The following is a 14,726-nucleotide window of genomic DNA, read 5'->3' as shown; positions in this document are numbered from 1 at the left end:
CATGGAGACATTATGAGCATCAAGATCGCACTGACTCACCGGACCAGCTACAGCTATGACCGGCCGATCCAGCTCAACCCGCATGTTGTGCGCCTCAGGCCTGCGCCACATGCCCGTACGCCGGTGCTGTCCTATTCTCTCAAGATCACGCCCGAGGATCATTTCCTGAACTGGCAGCAGGACGCATTTTCCAACTGGCAGGCGCGTCTGGTCTTTCCTGAGAAAACCACTGAATTCAGCGTCGAGGTGCAGTTGATCGCGGACATGATCGCGATCAACCCGTTCGATTTCTTCGTCGAGGATGGTGCCGCCGAGGTGCCGTTCCAATATTCGGGCACCCTGCGCAAGGAGCTGTCGATCTTCCGCCGCCAGCCGCGCCAGACCAAGACGTTCCACCGCTACATGGCTGCCGCACCGCAGCCCTCCGGCTCCACCAACGACTGGTTGGTGGCGATCAATCAATACGTCCAGAACACCATCAACTACACCGTGCGGATGGAGCCGGGCGTGCAGACGCCCAAGGAAACCATCGTCAAGGCATTGGGATCATGTCGCGATTCGGCGTGGCTTCTGGTGAACATGCTGCGCGAATTCGGCTACGCGGCGCGGTTCGTGTCTGGCTATCTGGTGCAGCTCAAGGCGGACCTGCGCTCGACCAATGGTGCCGACGGGCCTGAGGAAGACTTCACCGATCTGCACGCCTGGTGCGAGGTCTATCTGCCCGGCGCGGGATGGGTCGGTCTCGACCCGACATCGGGCCTCTTTGCGGGTGAGGGGCACATTCCGCTGGCCTGCACGCCGCTGCCCTCCTCCGCCGCGCCGATCTCCGGTTCGCTGGAGCAGGCGGAAGTGGAATTCGACTTCGAGATGCGTGTGGACCGGATCGAGGAGCCGCCGCGCGTCACCGCCCCCATCTCCGACGCGAACTGGGCAGCACTGGACCGCACTGGTCGGATGATCGACCGCAAGCTTGAGGAAGGCGACGTGCGCCTGACCATGGGCGGGGAGCCGACATTCGTCTCCGCCTATGACCGGGATGGTAAGGAGTGGACCGTGGATGCCGTGGGGCCCACCAAGCGGGAGAAGGCCGACGAGCTGATCCGCCGCCTGCGCACGCGCTTCGCTCCCGGCGGAATGCTGCATTACGGTCAGGGCAAGTGGTATCCGGGCGAACAGCTTCCCCGCTGGGCGTTTTCGCTCTACTGGCGCGGCGACGGTCTGCCGCTGTGGAAAAACCCCGATCTGGTCGCCAAGGAGGGCGCGCAGGGCGCCGGTATCGAGGAGGCCGAAACCTTCATGGAGCATCTGTGCGATGCGCTGGAGGTCGAACGCGATCTGGCCGCCCCGACATTCGAGGATCCCGCCGCCTTCTCGCTGCGCGAACAGGAACTGCCCGCGAATGTGGACCCGGAGGATTCCAAGCTGGACGATCCGCAGGAACGCGCCCGCCTCGCCCGCGTGTTTGAACGCGGATTGGGCAACGCCACCGCCTTCGTCCTGCCGCTGCAACTGGCACAGTCCGGCGACCGGCGGCGCTTCAAATGGCGGTCCGAGAAATGGAAAACCCGGCGCGGCAAGCTGTTCCTGATGCCCGGCGACAGCCCCGCAGGCTTCCGCCTGCCCCTCGGTTCGCTGGAGCATGTGCCCGAGGCGCGGCGCATCCACCAGTTCCAGCGCGATCCGATGGTCAAACCCGGTCCCCTGCCGCAGGTCGAGGGCGGGCGCGTCGTGTCCGAACCCTCACAAACCCCGTCCGATGACTGGATGGCCGCACATACTGTCTTCCTCGAAAGCGAGGAACCGGTCCGCACCGCGCTGACCGTGGAACCGCGCGACGGCCGTGTCTGCGTCTTCCTGCCCCCCACCGGCACCGTCGAGGAATATATCGACCTGATCAGCGCGGTGGAGGAAACAGCCGAGGCGCTGGACCAGCCCGTGCATGTCGAAGGCTATGAGCCGCCCCGCGATCCGCGCATGAACATGATCGGCGTCACCCCCGACCCCGGCGTGATCGAGGTGAACATCCACCCGGCCAAGAACTGGGACCAGCTCGCCCAAGTGACCGAAGTCCTCTACGACGAAGCGCGTGAGATCGGTCTGGACAGCTTTACGTTCCAGGTGGACGGGCGTCCCACCGGCTCCGGTGGCGGCAATCACATCGTCGTCGGTGGCGAAACCCCGTCCGACAGCCCGTTCCTGCGCCGGCCCGATTTGCTCGGCTCGATCATCCGCTACTGGCAAAACCACCCGTCGCTCAGCTATCTGTTCTCGGGCATGTTTATCGGTCCGACCAGCCAGGCCCCACGCCTGGATGAGGCCCGCCACGACAGCCTGTATGAGATGCAGATCGCGTTGAAGGAGGTCGAGCGTCTGGGCGGCGAGCCCCCGTTGTGGCTGGTGGACCGCATCTTCCGCCACCTGCTGACCGATCTGACCGGCAACACCCACCGGGCGGAGATTTGCATCGACAAGCTGTTCTCGCCCGACGGTCCTACCGGCCGTCTGGGTCTAGTGGAGTTTCGCGGCTTCGAGATGCCACCGCATCCGCGCATGGGCATGGCGCAGGCGCTGATCATCCGCGGTTTGATCGCATGGTTCTGGAATGAGCCATACAAAGGCGCGCTGAAACCGCGCGGCACCCATCTGCACGACACATATCTGCTGCCCGCGCATTGCTGGGCCGATTTCCAGGACGTGCTCGCCGATCTCAGCGGCGCGCACGGCACCCCGTTCGACGAGGCCTGGTTTGTCGCACAACGCGATTTCCGCTTCCCGATCCTAGGCACGCATCAGGTCGAAGGCGTGGGGCTGGAGCTGCGCGCCGCGATCGAGCCTTGGCTGGTTCTGGGTGAGGAAAGCACCGCCGGCGGCACCGCCCGCTTCGTGGACAGTTCCGTCGAGCGTTTGCAGATCGGCATGGAAAACGCCGATCCGCGCTTCCAACTGACCTGCAACGGCTACGCTCTGCCCCTGCATGAGGTACGCGGCAAACAGGTCGCGGGCATCCGCTTCCGCTCATGGCAACCGTGGAGCGCATTGCACCCCACCATCCCGGCCCACGGCCCGCTGGTCTTCGATCTGTGGGACAACCTTTCGGGCCGCTCCGTCGGCGGATGCACTTACCATGTCCACCACCCCGGCGGTCGCGCACACGAGGTTCGCCCCATCAACGCGCTGGAGGCCGAGGGCCGTCGGATTTCGCGATTCGAGAAGGGCGGGCACTCGCAGCACTTGGATCACCCGAAATTCCTCGGCGTGCATCCGGACTTCCCCAAGACACTCGATCTGCGTCGGGTGTGAAACGAATATCCCCGTCGGATGCCTCCGGCGGGGATATTTGGGGAAAGTGAAAGGGAGGGGGCGGTCAGCTCCTTCTTAGGAAGGGCAGTTCGGGCAGGCGCGGCGGCGATGGCGTCAGGATTTGCCGTAAAGCTCTCCCGCCCGCGCCTCGAACGCGCCGACGATCCGGCGCATCGCCTCGTTGAAGACGACGCCGATGGCCGCCTGCAGGATGCGCGACTTGAATTCGAAATCGACGAAGAAATGCACGGTGCAGCCGCCATCCGCGCGCGGTTCGAACCGCCAGTTATTGACGAGGTATTTGAACGGTCCCTCAAGATATTCCACGTCGATCGTCATCGGCACAGGTTTCATGGTCACGCGGCTGAGGAAGCTCTCACGGAACACCTTGAAACTGACGATAAGGTCGGCATCCACCTGAGTCCCCTCGGGTATCTCGCGCTCTTCACGCACGCGGCAGGCCACGACCCAGGGCAGGAACTGCGGATAGGATTTCACGTCCGCGACCAGATCGTACATCTGCTGCGCGGTGTAGGGCATCACCCTCTCATCGGTATGGGTCGTCATCTTTGCCCCCTCACGGCTCTTTCAGGCGTGATCTGTTTGCCGTAAACAAGCGGCGCATACAACATCGGGTTCCCCCTATTGCGGAGAGTTTCATGCTACCCTATGCCATCGACGAGATGATTTCGGCCAAATCCATTGCCGCCCGGGTCGAGGCGCTGGCCCGCACGATCTCCGACCATTTCGCGGATACCGACAAGCTCGTCGTCGTGGGGCTTTTGCGCGGATCGTTCATCTTCATCGCTGACCTGGTTCGCGAACTGGACCTGCCGGTCGAGGTCGATTTCATTGAGGCGTCAAGCTATGGCGATGGTGTGGAATCCAGCCGGGAAGTGCGCATTCTCAAGGACTTGCGATCCGGAATTGAGGGGCGCGACGTGCTGGTGGTCGAGGATATTGTGGATACTGGCTGGACCCTGAATCACGTGCGCGGCATGTTGGAGGCCCGCAATCCGGCCCGGTTGGAGGTTTGCGCCCTGCTCGACAAACCCTCCCGACGCGAGGTCGATATCCGCGCCACATGGACCGGTTTCGAAATCCCGGACGAATTTGTCGTGGGCTATGGCATCGACTATGCCCAACGCAACCGCAACCTGCCGCATATCGGCAAGGTTCGCTTTCTGCCGAGCTGAGGCGACTTGTCGCGGGGTGGTGGCGTCCTAGTTGTGGTCCAGCCATTGAGGATCACAGATGACAGATCGCCGGACCATCGCGCAACGTCCTGAATTTGCACAGAAGCCGCGCCCGCTTACGGCCGGTTCGACCGATATGGTACGCGATGCGGTGCGCGGCATGGCCCGGCACAATTACGGCTGCGTTGTCGTGGTGGACGATGCGGGGTGTGTCGAAGGCGTGATGACAGAACGCGATATTCTCAAGCGCCTGATCGACAGTGACCTCGACGTCGAAACCACACAGGTCGGCCAGATCATGACAGCGAATCCCCGTGTCGCTCAGCGCGACGATCAGGTGGTGGATTGGCTGCGCATCATGTCGAACGAGCGGTTTCGCCGCCTGCCCGTCGTGGATGAGACAGGACAGTTGGAGGCGGTTTTCACCCAAGGCGATTTCGTCAGCTATACTTGGCCGGAACTGACAGATGGGCGCATGGGCGGCGGAACCGCGCGCCATGCCATGGAGTGGCGCCCGATCGCGATCACCGGTGCGGTCGTGGCGCTATACACCATAGTGATGGCGCTGATCTTTACCGCGCGCTAGGCACCCAGTTTCTTGAGCCGCGCGCTACGCAGACGCGCGAAATCGTCGCCAGCGTGATAGCTTGACCGGGTCAACGGCGTGGCGGATACCATCAGGAAACCCTTGCCATAGGCGGCCTTTTCGTAGCCCGCGAATTCCTCGGGCGTCACGAAGCGGTCGACGCGGTGATGCTTCGGCGTCGGTTGCAGGTATTGCCCGATGGTCAGGAAATCGATGTCGGCGGCGCGCATATCCTCCATCACCTGATGCACGGCCTGCTTGTCCTCACCCAATCCGACCATGATGCCGGATTTCGTGAACATCGTCGGGTCCATCTCCTTGACCCGTTGCAGCAAGCGCAGCGAGTGGAAATAGCGCGCACCGGGCCGTACCTCCGGGTAGAGGCCGGGCACGGTTTCCAGGTTGTGGTTGAACACATCGGGGCGTGCCTCCACCACGATTTCCAGCGATCCGGGTTTCGAGCGGATGAAATCCGGGGTCAGGATCTCGATCGTCGTGTCAGGGGCCTTGCGGCGGATGGCGCGGATGGTCTGGGCAAAATGTTCCGCCCCGCCGTCGTCGATATCGTCACGGTCGACGGAGGTGATGACGACGTGGTTCAGGCCCAGCTTCTCAACCGCGGCGGCGACGCGGCCCGGTTCAAACACGTCCAGCGCCTCGGGCGGTTTGCCGGTGGCGATGTTGCAGAACGTGCAGGCGCGGGTACAGACCTCGCCCATGATCATCATGGTGGCGTGGCCCTGCGACCAGCATTCGCCGACATTGGGACAGCCTGCCTCCTCACACACGGTGACGAGGTTATTTTCACGCATGATCTTCGCGGTTTCGCGGTATCCGGCGGAGTTCGGCGCCTTGACGCGGATCCAGTCGGGCTTGCGCGGCTGGGCGTTATCGGGGCGCCGCGCCTTCTCGGGGTGACGCTCGGCCGGGATTTTCAGATCGCGTGGTGCCATGGTGATCTCCTTCGCGGGACTGTCATACCGTTTCACATCGGCCTTGTCATGGTCCGCGTCAAGCGTTTCGGGGCGTGGTGCGGCGGCACTGTGCCCTATTCGACGCGCAGCGTGACTTCACCCAGACCAGCGATCGCCATGCGCGCATCGTCACCTGCGGCGACCGGCAGCAGCGGTGTGTGCGCGCCACACAGGATAACATCACCCTGCCGCAGTTGCACACCGCGCGCCGCATACAGATTGGCCAGATAGGCGAGCGCATCCATCGGCGGTTCGGGGGCGGCATTCGCGCTGTCGCAGTGAACCGTATCACCGATGCGAACATGCGTGGCCCCGATCTGATCGCCGCTCGGCGTTCCAAGGACCAGGCCCGCGTTGAAGACACCCTGCGCGATGATGTTCAGGCCGTCCCTGGACGCGGCACGCCGACGGTCGAGAACCTCGAACGCCGGGACCAGATACCCGACATGGCGCGCAACGCTGTCGGCGTCCTGCGCCACTATGGGAATGTCCTCGGCCAGGACGGCCGCGATTTCGGGTTCCAGCATCAGGGTGGAATGGTCCTGCGCCGACAGCACCGCCCCGTCCGGCAGGATCGACCGCTTCAGCACCCGCGCGCCGGCGGGGGCCTCGACGCCGAAACCGGACAGCAATTCAGGGCGGTTCCAGGCGATCTTGTAGCCGCCGACAGGCCCCTCCAACGCGGTGAGCGCGTCCTGCACGGCATAAGCCGTCTGAATATCGGGGATGTCATAATCCGCGAAATCGCTCCGGTCGGCGCGGTCCTTTGCGATCTGGATCGCCAGGCTCATCGGGGTCATCTGATTTCTCCGGCATCGACCATAAGGCGGGTTTGATAGGCGGCGGAAATGTGAGCCCGCGCGGCGTCGTCCGCTGCGGCCCCGTCACGCGCCTCGATTGCGGTGACGATGACGTGATGTTCGTCCAGCGCGGCACCGCTGCGCCCGCTGGCGGCGAACGAGGTCGTGGTCAGCAACGCCATGGAGCGTCGGACGCTTTCCAGCTGCCGGATCAGGAACCGGTTGTGCGAGGCGAGGTGGATCTGACGGTGAAAGCGCTTGTTCGCCCGGCTCAACGCCTGCGGATCGCCCAGCAGCTTCCGATCCTGTGCGATCATGTCGTAGAGCACGCCGATCTCCTCGGGTGCGGCATGTTGCGCGGCCAGACGGGCGGCCAGCCCCTCCAGCTCCGCCCGGACGGTATAGAGCTCCCCCAGTTGATCGTGATCCAGCGAGGCGACCATCAGGCTACGCCCGTCGCGGCTCAGCACGCCTTGCGTTTCCAGCCGTTGCAACGCCTCGCGGATGGGGGTGCGCGACATGCCCAGACGGTCGGCCAGTTCGCTTTCCACCAACCTGTCGCTCGGCCGGTAATCCCCGTGGTCGATGGCGTTCAGAATACGGCCATAGGCATCGTTCGGATGTGTCTCGGACATATCGGTCCTTCGATTTGCGAGCATGAATACCGTCAGCGGCTTTTGTGCACGTCGGTATGCCGACAGGTCAAGGCCCGCTCACGCCTTTGCAGTGATGCACCAGCCAGCCGTCGGCACCTCGACATATCCGTCGCGCACCAAGGGTGAGAACGCGTCGGTCAGGGCGGCGGCCACACGGGCCCTCGTATCGGGGTCGACCTGACGCAACCTGCTGGCCAGAGTGCCGATTCGCATTACGAAGGCAACGGCCCGCACGACGGGATCAGGATCGTTTCCGGTCGCGATGCGCGCGGGTCGATCCACGGCCTGCCACTCTACGTCCTGCCATCCCGCATCGCGCAGCAAGGGCGCGAAATAATCCGGATCGGCCCATCCGAACGGGCCCGGCCCGCTCAACGACGGGGGGCGGGTCACGTCCTTGCCCAGAACGGGACGCGCGGCCACCAGCGGCACCGTCACCCAACCGTTCAGCGCGGCCTCACGCCAACAGGTGACGGAGAGCTTACCGCCAGGTTTCATCTGCGCGTGCAGGTGGCCCCACGCCTGTTCCGGCGCATCGAAGAACATCGCCCCGCAGCGCGAATGCAATGCATCGAACGGAACGTCGAATTCGTGCCGGGCGGCATCGTCGTGCACCCACTCGATCCGCTGCGCCGTATCCTGGCCCCGCGCCACCGCCAGCAGATCGCCGGATACGTCCAGCCCTGTGACCTGCGCGCCCGCAACAGTCAGCGCGAATGCGGTGTCACCTGCCCCGCATCCCAGATCGAGCACGCGCTGCCCGCGCACATCGCCAAGCGCGTCGATCCCCGCAGCCCCCACCGGGCCCAGCAAACCGTCCATCGCGTCCGCCTTGTCAGCCCATTCGCGGCCCACACGCCCCGTCCAATCCTCTAATCCGCTCATTATTCTCACCTCCCTCTCGACCCGTGCTTATGTGCAGCTTAGATGCATAAAAATGAAAGACCAATTTGACCATGTACGCAGCTGGGTTTTCGACCTGGACAACACGCTGTACCCCCCGACCGCCCGTCTGTTCGATCAGATGGATGCACGGATGAATGCCTGGATCACGCGCGAAATCGGCGTACCCCCGCAAGAGGCGCAGGCCCTGAGAGAGGGGTATCTGACGCAATACGGCACGACGCTGGGCGGATTGATCGAACATCACGGCATCGACGCTGACGATTTCCTGCGCGACACGCATGAACTGGACCTGAAGAACATCGCCCCGGCGCTGCACTTGCGGGCGGAAATCGACAGGCTGCCGGGGCGCAAGATCGTCTTCACCAACGGATCGCGACGCCATGCCGACCGCGTGACTGAGGCTTTGGGCCTGACCGGTGCCTTCGACGCGCATTACGGCATCGAGGACGCGAAATATGTCTCGAAACCCCGCCCCGAGGCCTTCGACAGGGTTTTTGCGGCCGAAGGGCTGACGCCGGAGCGTTCCGCGATGTTCGAGGATATGGCGATCAACCTGACTATTCCGTATAAGCTGGGAATGCGAACCGTGCTCGTCTCGCAGGAGGATGTGGCACAACCCGATCATGTCCATCATGTGACGGACGACCTCGCGCAGTTCCTGTCGCGCATCAACGGGTGAGGGTATAATGCTGCATAATAAGGATATTCTGGTCGCGGGGGGCGGCGTTGCCGGGCTGATGGCGGCGATGAGCTTTGCCAGTATCGGCTACGATGTGATCTGCGTCGATCCCTCCCCCCCCATCGTGGAGCAGAACGACATGCGCGCGGATCTGCGCTCCACCGCGTTTTTGATGCCGGCGGTGGAGATGATGCGCCAGATCGGGCTGTGGGATCGCCTCGCACCCCATGCCGCGGAACTGCGGGTCATGCGGCTGTGCGATGCGGGCGGGGTTGAGAACGAGATCCGCGAACAGGTCGATTTCACCGCAACCGAAATCGGTCATGAGAGATTTGGCTGGAATATCCCCAACCGCGCCCTGCGCCAGACCATGATCGCACATGCAGAGACGTTCCCCACGCTCGACCTGCGGATGGGCCGCGCGGTGCGGGACCTGCTGCCGCGCACCGGCGCTGCGCGTGTCACCCTCGACGATGGCACCCGGATCGAGGCGAAGCTGGTTATCGCCGCCGATGGTCGCGACAGCCTGATCCGCGAATTGCTCGATATTCCGGTGCGCACCACGCGGTACGGTCAGAAGGGCATCGTCTTCGCCGTGCGTCACGCGCTGCCGCATAACGGGGTCAGTACCGAACTGCACCGCACCGGCGGGCCCTTCACGCTGGTTCCCCTGCCCGATCAGGACGGCGTTCATCGCTCCGCTGTGGTCTGGATGGATACCGGCCCGAACATCGCGGAGCTGATGAAGCTGGACGACGCACCGTTCAGCGCCGCCGCGACGGAGCGGTCCTGCGGCATCCTCGGTCCCTTGCAGATCGAGGGGGCGCGGGGCTGCTGGCCGATCATCTCGCAACAGGCCTCCGCGCTGACCGGCCCACGGACCGCTCTGATTGCGGAGGCCGCGCATGTCATGCCGCCGATCGGGGCGCAAGGTCTGAACATATCGCTGGCCGATATCCGCGCTCTACTGGATGCCGCAGGCCGGCATGGTTTGGGCAGTGAGGCGATGCTGGATGATTACAACCGCGCGCGCCGCCACGACATCACACTGCGGGAACGGGGGGTGGAGCTGCTGAACCGTGCCGCCCTGACCGAGGTTCAGCCCCTGCGCGACCTGCGACGGGCCGGGCTACACCTGATCGGTACCCTAGGACCGGTGCGCGCCGCCGCCCTGCGGCGCGGCATGGGACTGGCCTGAAATTTGGCCTGAAATCTGACCCGAAATACGGCCCCCGCATACCGGCGCGGCGCAACCCGTCGTGCCGGGAGCCGATGTCGCCAGCCCCTTGAGCACCCGCACGGCCAGATAGGCGAAGGCCTGCGCCTCCAGCATGTCACCATCCAGGCCCACAGCCTCCACCGGATCGACGACACTATCCAGCGAGGTGCCCAACCAGGCCATCATCGTCGCATTGCGCCGACCGCCACCACAGACCAGCCAGCGCGCCGGGGGTGAGGGCAGATGCGCGCGCGCGCGCCGCACCGCGTGGATGGTAAAGGCGGTCAGAAACGCAGCGCCATCGCGAGTCTCCATCTCACGCGCTGCTTTCGAAACTTCACGGAAACCATTGCGATCCAAGGATTTCGGCGGTGGCACATCAAAATACGGATCGTCGAATACGGGATCTGCTCGATGCCACAGCGCACCCCGGCTTGCTTGTGCGCCTGACAGATCCTGCGGCACGCCTGTACGCTCCTGCATGAAATCGTCCAGCAACGCATTCGCGGGCCCGGTATCGAAGGCCAGCAGGGCGCCGGGCGCTTCGGGTTGCGGAATGCGCGGATCGACCCAGGTGACATTCCCGACGCCACCCAGGTTCAGGAACGCCACCGGTTCCTGCATCCCGGCCCACCGGGCGAGCGCGTGATGAAAGAACGGGGCCAGCGGCGCGCCCTCTCCCCCTGCCTGCATGTCCGCCGTGCGAAAATCCCAGACGACCGGCATGGCGAGCTTTGCCGCCAGCGCCGCCCCGTCGCCAAGCTGATGCGTACGACGTCCGACCGGATCATGGGCCAGGGTCTGTCCGTGGAACCCAACCACATCCGCCGTGGGCAATGCGCGCACCGCTGCGAGGTGGCGACGCTCCACGATTTCCGCCGTCGCACCCAACGCATTGCCTGTCCCCGGCCACAGACCCTGCGCCACAACCAGAACGGAGCGTTCCTCAGCCGTGTAGGGGGTGAAATGCCCCTGACCGAACCCCTCGATCCGGTGGCCGTCCGTCTGGATCCACGCGGCATCCACGCCATCCATGGACGTGCCGCTCATCAATCCGATCGCCCGCATCGCACGTCCTCTTTTCTTTCGTTCCTCAGCGGGGCATATATCGCGTGCCTCGTTAAGGCGCAAAGGATGAGATGATGACCTACCAGCCGAAGAGCGAATTCCTCCGCACCATGATCGCGCGCGGATTCATGCAGGATTGTACCGATCTGGAAGCCCTCGACGAGGCGCTGCTGAAGGGGATCGTCCCCGGCTATATCGGCTTCGACTGCACGGCGGACAGCCTGCATGTCGGGCACCTCACCCAGATCATGATGCTGCGCTGGCTGCAAAAGACCGGACACAAACCCATCACCCTGATGGGCGGCGGCACCACCAAGATCGGCGATCCGTCCGGCAAGGACGAGGCCCGTCAGTTGCTGACGACCGAGCAGATCAACGCCAACATGGCCGGCATCCGCGACGTGTTCGAGAAATTCCTGACCTTCGGTGACGGCGCACAGGATGCGGTGCAGCCTGACAATGCCGAATGGCTGGACCAGTTGAACTACGTCGCCTTCCTGCGCGATTACGGGCGCCACTTCACCATCAACCGGATGCTCAGCTTCGACAGTGTCAAGCTGCGGCTGGACCGTGAACAGCCGCTGACCTTCCTGGAATTCAACTACATGCTGTTGCAGGCATATGACTTCATGGAACTGAACAAGCGCTATGGTTGCGCCTTGCAAATGGGCGGGTCGGATCAATGGGGCAATATCGTCAACGGCATCGACCTGACCCGGCGGATCAACCGCAATCAGGTGTTCGGCCTGACGACCCCGCTGTTGACCAAGGCGGACGGCACGAAAATGGGCAAGTCGGCCAGCGGGGCGATCTGGCTGAACGCCGACCGTCTTTCGCCTTATGAGTTCTGGCAGTTCTGGCGCAACACGCTGGACGCGGATGTCGGCAAATTCCTCAAGCTGTTCACCGAATTGCCGCTGGACGAGTGCGAGCGGTTTGCCGCCCTGCAGGGCGCAGACATCAACGAGGCGAAGATCCAGCTTGCCAACGCGGTCACCACCCTGGCCCATGGGGCGGACGCAGCCGCAGCGGCGGAGCAGACCTCGCGCGAGGTGTTCGAGAAGGGCGGCATCGGTGACGACCTGCCGACAATCACCCTGCCCGCAGGGCAGGTCAGCGTCGTGCAATTGTTCGTCAAGGCAGGCTTGTCGGCGTCGGGCAAGGAGGCCAAGCGTCTGATCGCCGAGGGCGGCGCAAAGATCGACGACGTGGTCGTGAGCGATGCAGGTCAGATGATCGACGTTGCCGACACGCTCAAGCTGAGCGCGGGCAAGAAGCGGCATGTTCTGGTGCGCGCGGGCTGATTTTCCCGACCGGACGACTGTCCATATCGGAGGCCCGGATCCGGGCCTCCGGCAAGCGGATCAAGCCTCCTCCTGCTCCTCCGCCGCCTGCCGTGCCCACATGCTGGCATAGCGGCCATGCTTCGCCAGCAGCCCCTCATGGGTGCCACGCTCGACAACGGTGCCTGCCTCCAGCACGACGATCTGGTCGGCGTGGACGACAGTGGACAGGCGGTGCGCGATGGTGATGACCGTGCGGCCCTCCCCCATCTCCTCCAGACTTTCCTGGATGCCCTGCTCCGTCTCGGAATCGAGAGCGGAGGTCGCCTCATCCAGCAGCAGGATCGGTGGATTCTTCAGGATGGTGCGGGCGATGCCGACGCGCTGCTTTTCACCGCCCGACAGCTTCAACCCGCGTTCGCCGACCTTTGTCTCGTATCCTTCGGGCAGGCTGGCGATGAAATCGTGGATGCGCGCGGCGCGGGCCGCCTCCTCGATCTGCGCCTGCGACGCATCCGGTTTGCCGTAGCCGATATTGTAGCCGACGGTATCGTTGAACAGAACCGTGTCCTGCGGCACCACGCCAATGGCCGCGCGCAAGCTTTCCTGCGTCACATCGCGAAGGTCTTGCCCGTCGATCTCGATCGCGCCGCCGGTGACATCATAGAACCGGAACAGCAGACGTCCGATGGTGGACTTGCCAGACCCCGAATGCCCGACCAGCGCCACCGTCTGACCCGGCGCCACGTCGATATCGACCCCCTTGAGGATACCGCGATCCGCGTCGTAGCCGAACTGCACGTCCCGCAACGTGATGCGTCCGCCCTCAACCCGCAACTCCTTGGCATCCGACTTGTCCGTGACCTCCGCCGGTTGTTCCAGCAGACCGAACATCTCACCCATATCAACGAGAGCTTGTCGAATCTCGCGGTAGACCGTTCCCAGAAAGTTCAGCGGCATCGTGATCTGGATCATGTAGAGGTTCACCGCCGTGAACTGCCCCACCGTCAGATTGCCCGCCTGTACGTCCAGCGCCGCCATGACCAGCACGATCACCAGCCCCGTGGTGATGATCAGCGATTGGCCGAAGTTCAGACCGGCGAGCGAGATCTGCGTCTTGATCGCCTCCGCCTCATACCCCCGCATGGAGGCGTCGTAGCGTGTCGCCTCGCGCTGCTCCGCCCCGAAATACTTGACGGTTTCGAAGTTCAGCAGGCTGTCGATCGCCTTTTGATTGGCGTCGGTGTCACGCTCGTTCATGCGCTTGCGGATCGCCACACGCCATTCGGTGACCTTGAAGGTGAACAGGGTGTACAGCGTGATCGTGGTCAGAACGACGATCATGTAGCCGACCCCGAACATGTACCAGAAGATCGCGGCCATCAGCGCCAGCTCGACGATCAACGGCCCGATGGAGAACAGAACGAAGCGCAGAAGGAAATCGACACCCTTCACCCCGCGTTCGATGATACGGCTCAAACCGCCGGTCTTTCGTGCGATGTGATAGCGCATGGACAGCGCGTGAATATGTTCGAACGTCTCCAGCGCCAGACGGCGCAATGCGCGTTGACCGACGCGGGCAAAAACCGCGTCGCGCATCTGGTTGAACCCGACCTGACCCGCCCGGGCCAGTCCGAACCCGACAACCAGCGCGACCGGACCCAAGGCGAGCAAGAACCCGGTGTTCTGGCCCGCTTCCTCCGGCGCGAGGGCATCGACCGCACCCGAGAAGAACAGCGGCGTAGCCAACGTGATGACCTTTGCCACCACCAACAGGATCATCGACAAAACGACCCTGAACCGCAATTGCGGCTGATTTTCCGGCCATAGATACGGAATGACCTTGGTCAGAACCGAGCGTTCGCGTGTGTTGTCATCACGGAAGGTGCGCGCCGGAATATCGGCATCGTTCGTTGCGTCGGTCATGTCGGCTCCAGCGGGGTGAGACCGACACATATAGCGCACGAAGGTGATTGCAAAGCCCGCGCGCGTCCGCCGCTGGCAGACGCGCGATATGTGGGCGACGGACCGGTCGGGGATGAAACTGTCAACTGGCCCG

The 14,726-nt window shown here is 63.7% G+C and carries 13 protein-coding genes; 6 read left to right on the top strand and 7 right to left on the bottom strand.

All coding sequences use genetic code 11. The features are described from left to right. The first annotated feature begins 12 nt into the window (after positions 1-12). On the top strand, positions 13-3,300 hold the full coding sequence (locus tag G8E03_RS09685) for a transglutaminase family protein (RefSeq protein ID WP_166191091.1): 3,288 nt from the start codon (positions 13-15) through the stop codon (positions 3,298-3,300). A gap of 114 nt (positions 3,301-3,414) precedes the next feature. Here G8E03_RS09685 and G8E03_RS09680 read toward each other — a convergent pair whose 3' ends face one another. Continuing rightward, positions 3,415-3,867 carry a type II toxin-antitoxin system RatA family toxin gene (locus tag G8E03_RS09680; RefSeq protein ID WP_166191089.1) on the bottom strand — a complete coding sequence of 151 codons (453 nt, stop codon included), beginning with the start codon at positions 3,865-3,867 and terminating at the stop codon, positions 3,415-3,417. Positions 3,868-3,959: 92 nt separating this feature from the next. On the opposite strand from G8E03_RS09680, the gene hpt reads away from it, so the two are divergent. Both hpt and G8E03_RS09670 read left to right on the top strand, forming a co-directional pair. After that, positions 3,960-4,496: a hypoxanthine phosphoribosyltransferase gene (gene hpt / locus G8E03_RS09675; RefSeq protein WP_166191087.1), complete on the top strand. Its 537-nt coding sequence runs from the start codon at positions 3,960-3,962 to the stop codon at positions 4,494-4,496. 58 nt (positions 4,497-4,554) lie between these two features. Next, positions 4,555-5,082: a CBS domain-containing protein gene (locus G8E03_RS09670; RefSeq protein ID WP_166191085.1), complete on the top strand. Its 528-nt coding sequence runs from the start codon at positions 4,555-4,557 to the stop codon at positions 5,080-5,082. Here the strand turns inward: G8E03_RS09670 and lipA are convergent. The 4 genes from lipA to G8E03_RS09650 all read right to left on the bottom strand — a co-directional run bounded on the left by lipA (position 5,079) and on the right by G8E03_RS09650 (position 8,397). Continuing rightward, a complete protein-coding gene (lipA, locus tag G8E03_RS09665; RefSeq protein ID WP_166191083.1) occupies positions 5,079-6,035 on the bottom strand; it encodes a lipoyl synthase in 957 nt (318 codons plus the stop codon). The two genes, G8E03_RS09670 and lipA, sit on opposite strands and share 4 nt — an antisense overlap. Before the next feature lie 95 nt (positions 6,036-6,130). Beyond that, a complete protein-coding gene (locus G8E03_RS09660; protein ID WP_166191081.1) occupies positions 6,131-6,856 on the bottom strand; it encodes a fumarylacetoacetate hydrolase family protein in 726 nt (241 codons plus the stop codon). Further along, the gene (locus G8E03_RS09655) at positions 6,853-7,491 is read right to left on the bottom strand and encodes a GntR family transcriptional regulator (RefSeq protein WP_166191079.1); all 639 of its coding nucleotides are present in this window, start codon (positions 7,489-7,491) and stop codon (positions 6,853-6,855) included. The genes G8E03_RS09660 and G8E03_RS09655 overlap by 4 nt, the downstream gene beginning before the upstream one ends. Positions 7,492-7,569: 78 nt before the next feature. Then, a complete protein-coding gene (locus G8E03_RS09650) occupies positions 7,570-8,397 on the bottom strand; it encodes a class I SAM-dependent methyltransferase (protein WP_166191077.1) in 828 nt (275 codons plus the stop codon). Positions 8,398-8,449: 52 nt separating this feature from the next. Here G8E03_RS09650 and G8E03_RS09645 point away from each other — a divergent pair, with 52 nt between their 5' ends. Continuing rightward, positions 8,450-9,097 carry a pyrimidine 5'-nucleotidase gene (locus G8E03_RS09645; RefSeq protein WP_166191075.1) on the top strand — a complete coding sequence of 216 codons (648 nt, stop codon included), beginning with the start codon at positions 8,450-8,452 and terminating at the stop codon, positions 9,095-9,097. A 7-nt stretch (positions 9,098-9,104) separates the two neighbouring features. Then, the gene (locus G8E03_RS09640) at positions 9,105-10,295 is read left to right on the top strand and encodes an FAD-dependent monooxygenase (protein WP_166191073.1); all 1,191 of its coding nucleotides are present in this window, start codon (positions 9,105-9,107) and stop codon (positions 10,293-10,295) included. On the opposite strand, the gene G8E03_RS09635 is transcribed toward G8E03_RS09640, so the two are convergent. Then, positions 10,245-11,384 carry an anhydro-N-acetylmuramic acid kinase gene (locus G8E03_RS09635; protein ID WP_166191071.1) on the bottom strand — a complete coding sequence of 380 codons (1,140 nt, stop codon included), beginning with the start codon at positions 11,382-11,384 and terminating at the stop codon, positions 10,245-10,247. The genes G8E03_RS09640 and G8E03_RS09635 overlap by 51 nt on opposite strands. A gap of 74 nt (positions 11,385-11,458) precedes the next feature. Here G8E03_RS09635 and tyrS point away from each other — a divergent pair, with 74 nt between their 5' ends. After that, positions 11,459-12,688 (top strand): tyrosine--tRNA ligase, encoded by a 1,230-nt coding sequence (gene tyrS / locus G8E03_RS09630; protein WP_166191069.1) that lies wholly within the window; start codon positions 11,459-11,461, stop codon positions 12,686-12,688. A 60-nt stretch (positions 12,689-12,748) separates the two neighbouring features. Here the strand turns inward: tyrS and G8E03_RS09625 are convergent, their stop codons facing one another. After that, positions 12,749-14,593: an ABCB family ABC transporter ATP-binding protein/permease gene (locus G8E03_RS09625; RefSeq protein ID WP_240910318.1), complete on the bottom strand. Its 1,845-nt coding sequence runs from the start codon at positions 14,591-14,593 to the stop codon at positions 12,749-12,751. Positions 14,594-14,726: the final 133 nt, after the last annotated feature.

Origin of the sequence: Pontivivens nitratireducens (assembly GCF_011290545.1) — a bacterium.
Taxonomy (GTDB): Bacteria; Pseudomonadota; Alphaproteobacteria; order Rhodobacterales; family Rhodobacteraceae; genus Pontivivens; species Pontivivens nitratireducens.
Note: the sequence above shows the minus strand (reverse complement) of the source record. Positions and strands in the feature narration are given on the sequence as shown.

Coding starts and splice junctions, on each gene's coding strand:
- G8E03_RS09685 (WP_166191091.1), top strand. CDS start 13: ATGAGCATCAAGATCGCACTGACTCACCGGACCAGCTACAGCTATGAC.
- G8E03_RS09680 (WP_166191089.1), bottom strand. CDS start 3,867: ATGACGACCCATACCGATGAGAGGGTGATGCCCTACACCGCGCAGCAG.
- hpt (WP_166191087.1), top strand. CDS start 3,960: ATGCTACCCTATGCCATCGACGAGATGATTTCGGCCAAATCCATTGCC.
- G8E03_RS09670 (WP_166191085.1), top strand. CDS start 4,555: ATGACAGATCGCCGGACCATCGCGCAACGTCCTGAATTTGCACAGAAG.
- lipA (WP_166191083.1), bottom strand. CDS start 6,035: ATGGCACCACGCGATCTGAAAATCCCGGCCGAGCGTCACCCCGAGAAG.
- G8E03_RS09660 (WP_166191081.1), bottom strand. CDS start 6,856: ATGACCCCGATGAGCCTGGCGATCCAGATCGCAAAGGACCGCGCCGAC.
- G8E03_RS09655 (WP_166191079.1), bottom strand. CDS start 7,491: ATGTCCGAGACACATCCGAACGATGCCTATGGCCGTATTCTGAACGCC.
- G8E03_RS09650 (WP_166191077.1), bottom strand. CDS start 8,397: ATGAGCGGATTAGAGGATTGGACGGGGCGTGTGGGCCGCGAATGGGCT.
- G8E03_RS09645 (WP_166191075.1), top strand. CDS start 8,450: ATGAAAGACCAATTTGACCATGTACGCAGCTGGGTTTTCGACCTGGAC.
- G8E03_RS09640 (WP_166191073.1), top strand. CDS start 9,105: ATGCTGCATAATAAGGATATTCTGGTCGCGGGGGGCGGCGTTGCCGGG.
- G8E03_RS09635 (WP_166191071.1), bottom strand. CDS start 11,384: ATGCGGGCGATCGGATTGATGAGCGGCACGTCCATGGATGGCGTGGAT.
- tyrS (WP_166191069.1), top strand. CDS start 11,459: ATGACCTACCAGCCGAAGAGCGAATTCCTCCGCACCATGATCGCGCGC.
- G8E03_RS09625 (WP_240910318.1), bottom strand. CDS start 14,593: ATGACCGACGCAACGAACGATGCCGATATTCCGGCGCGCACCTTCCGT.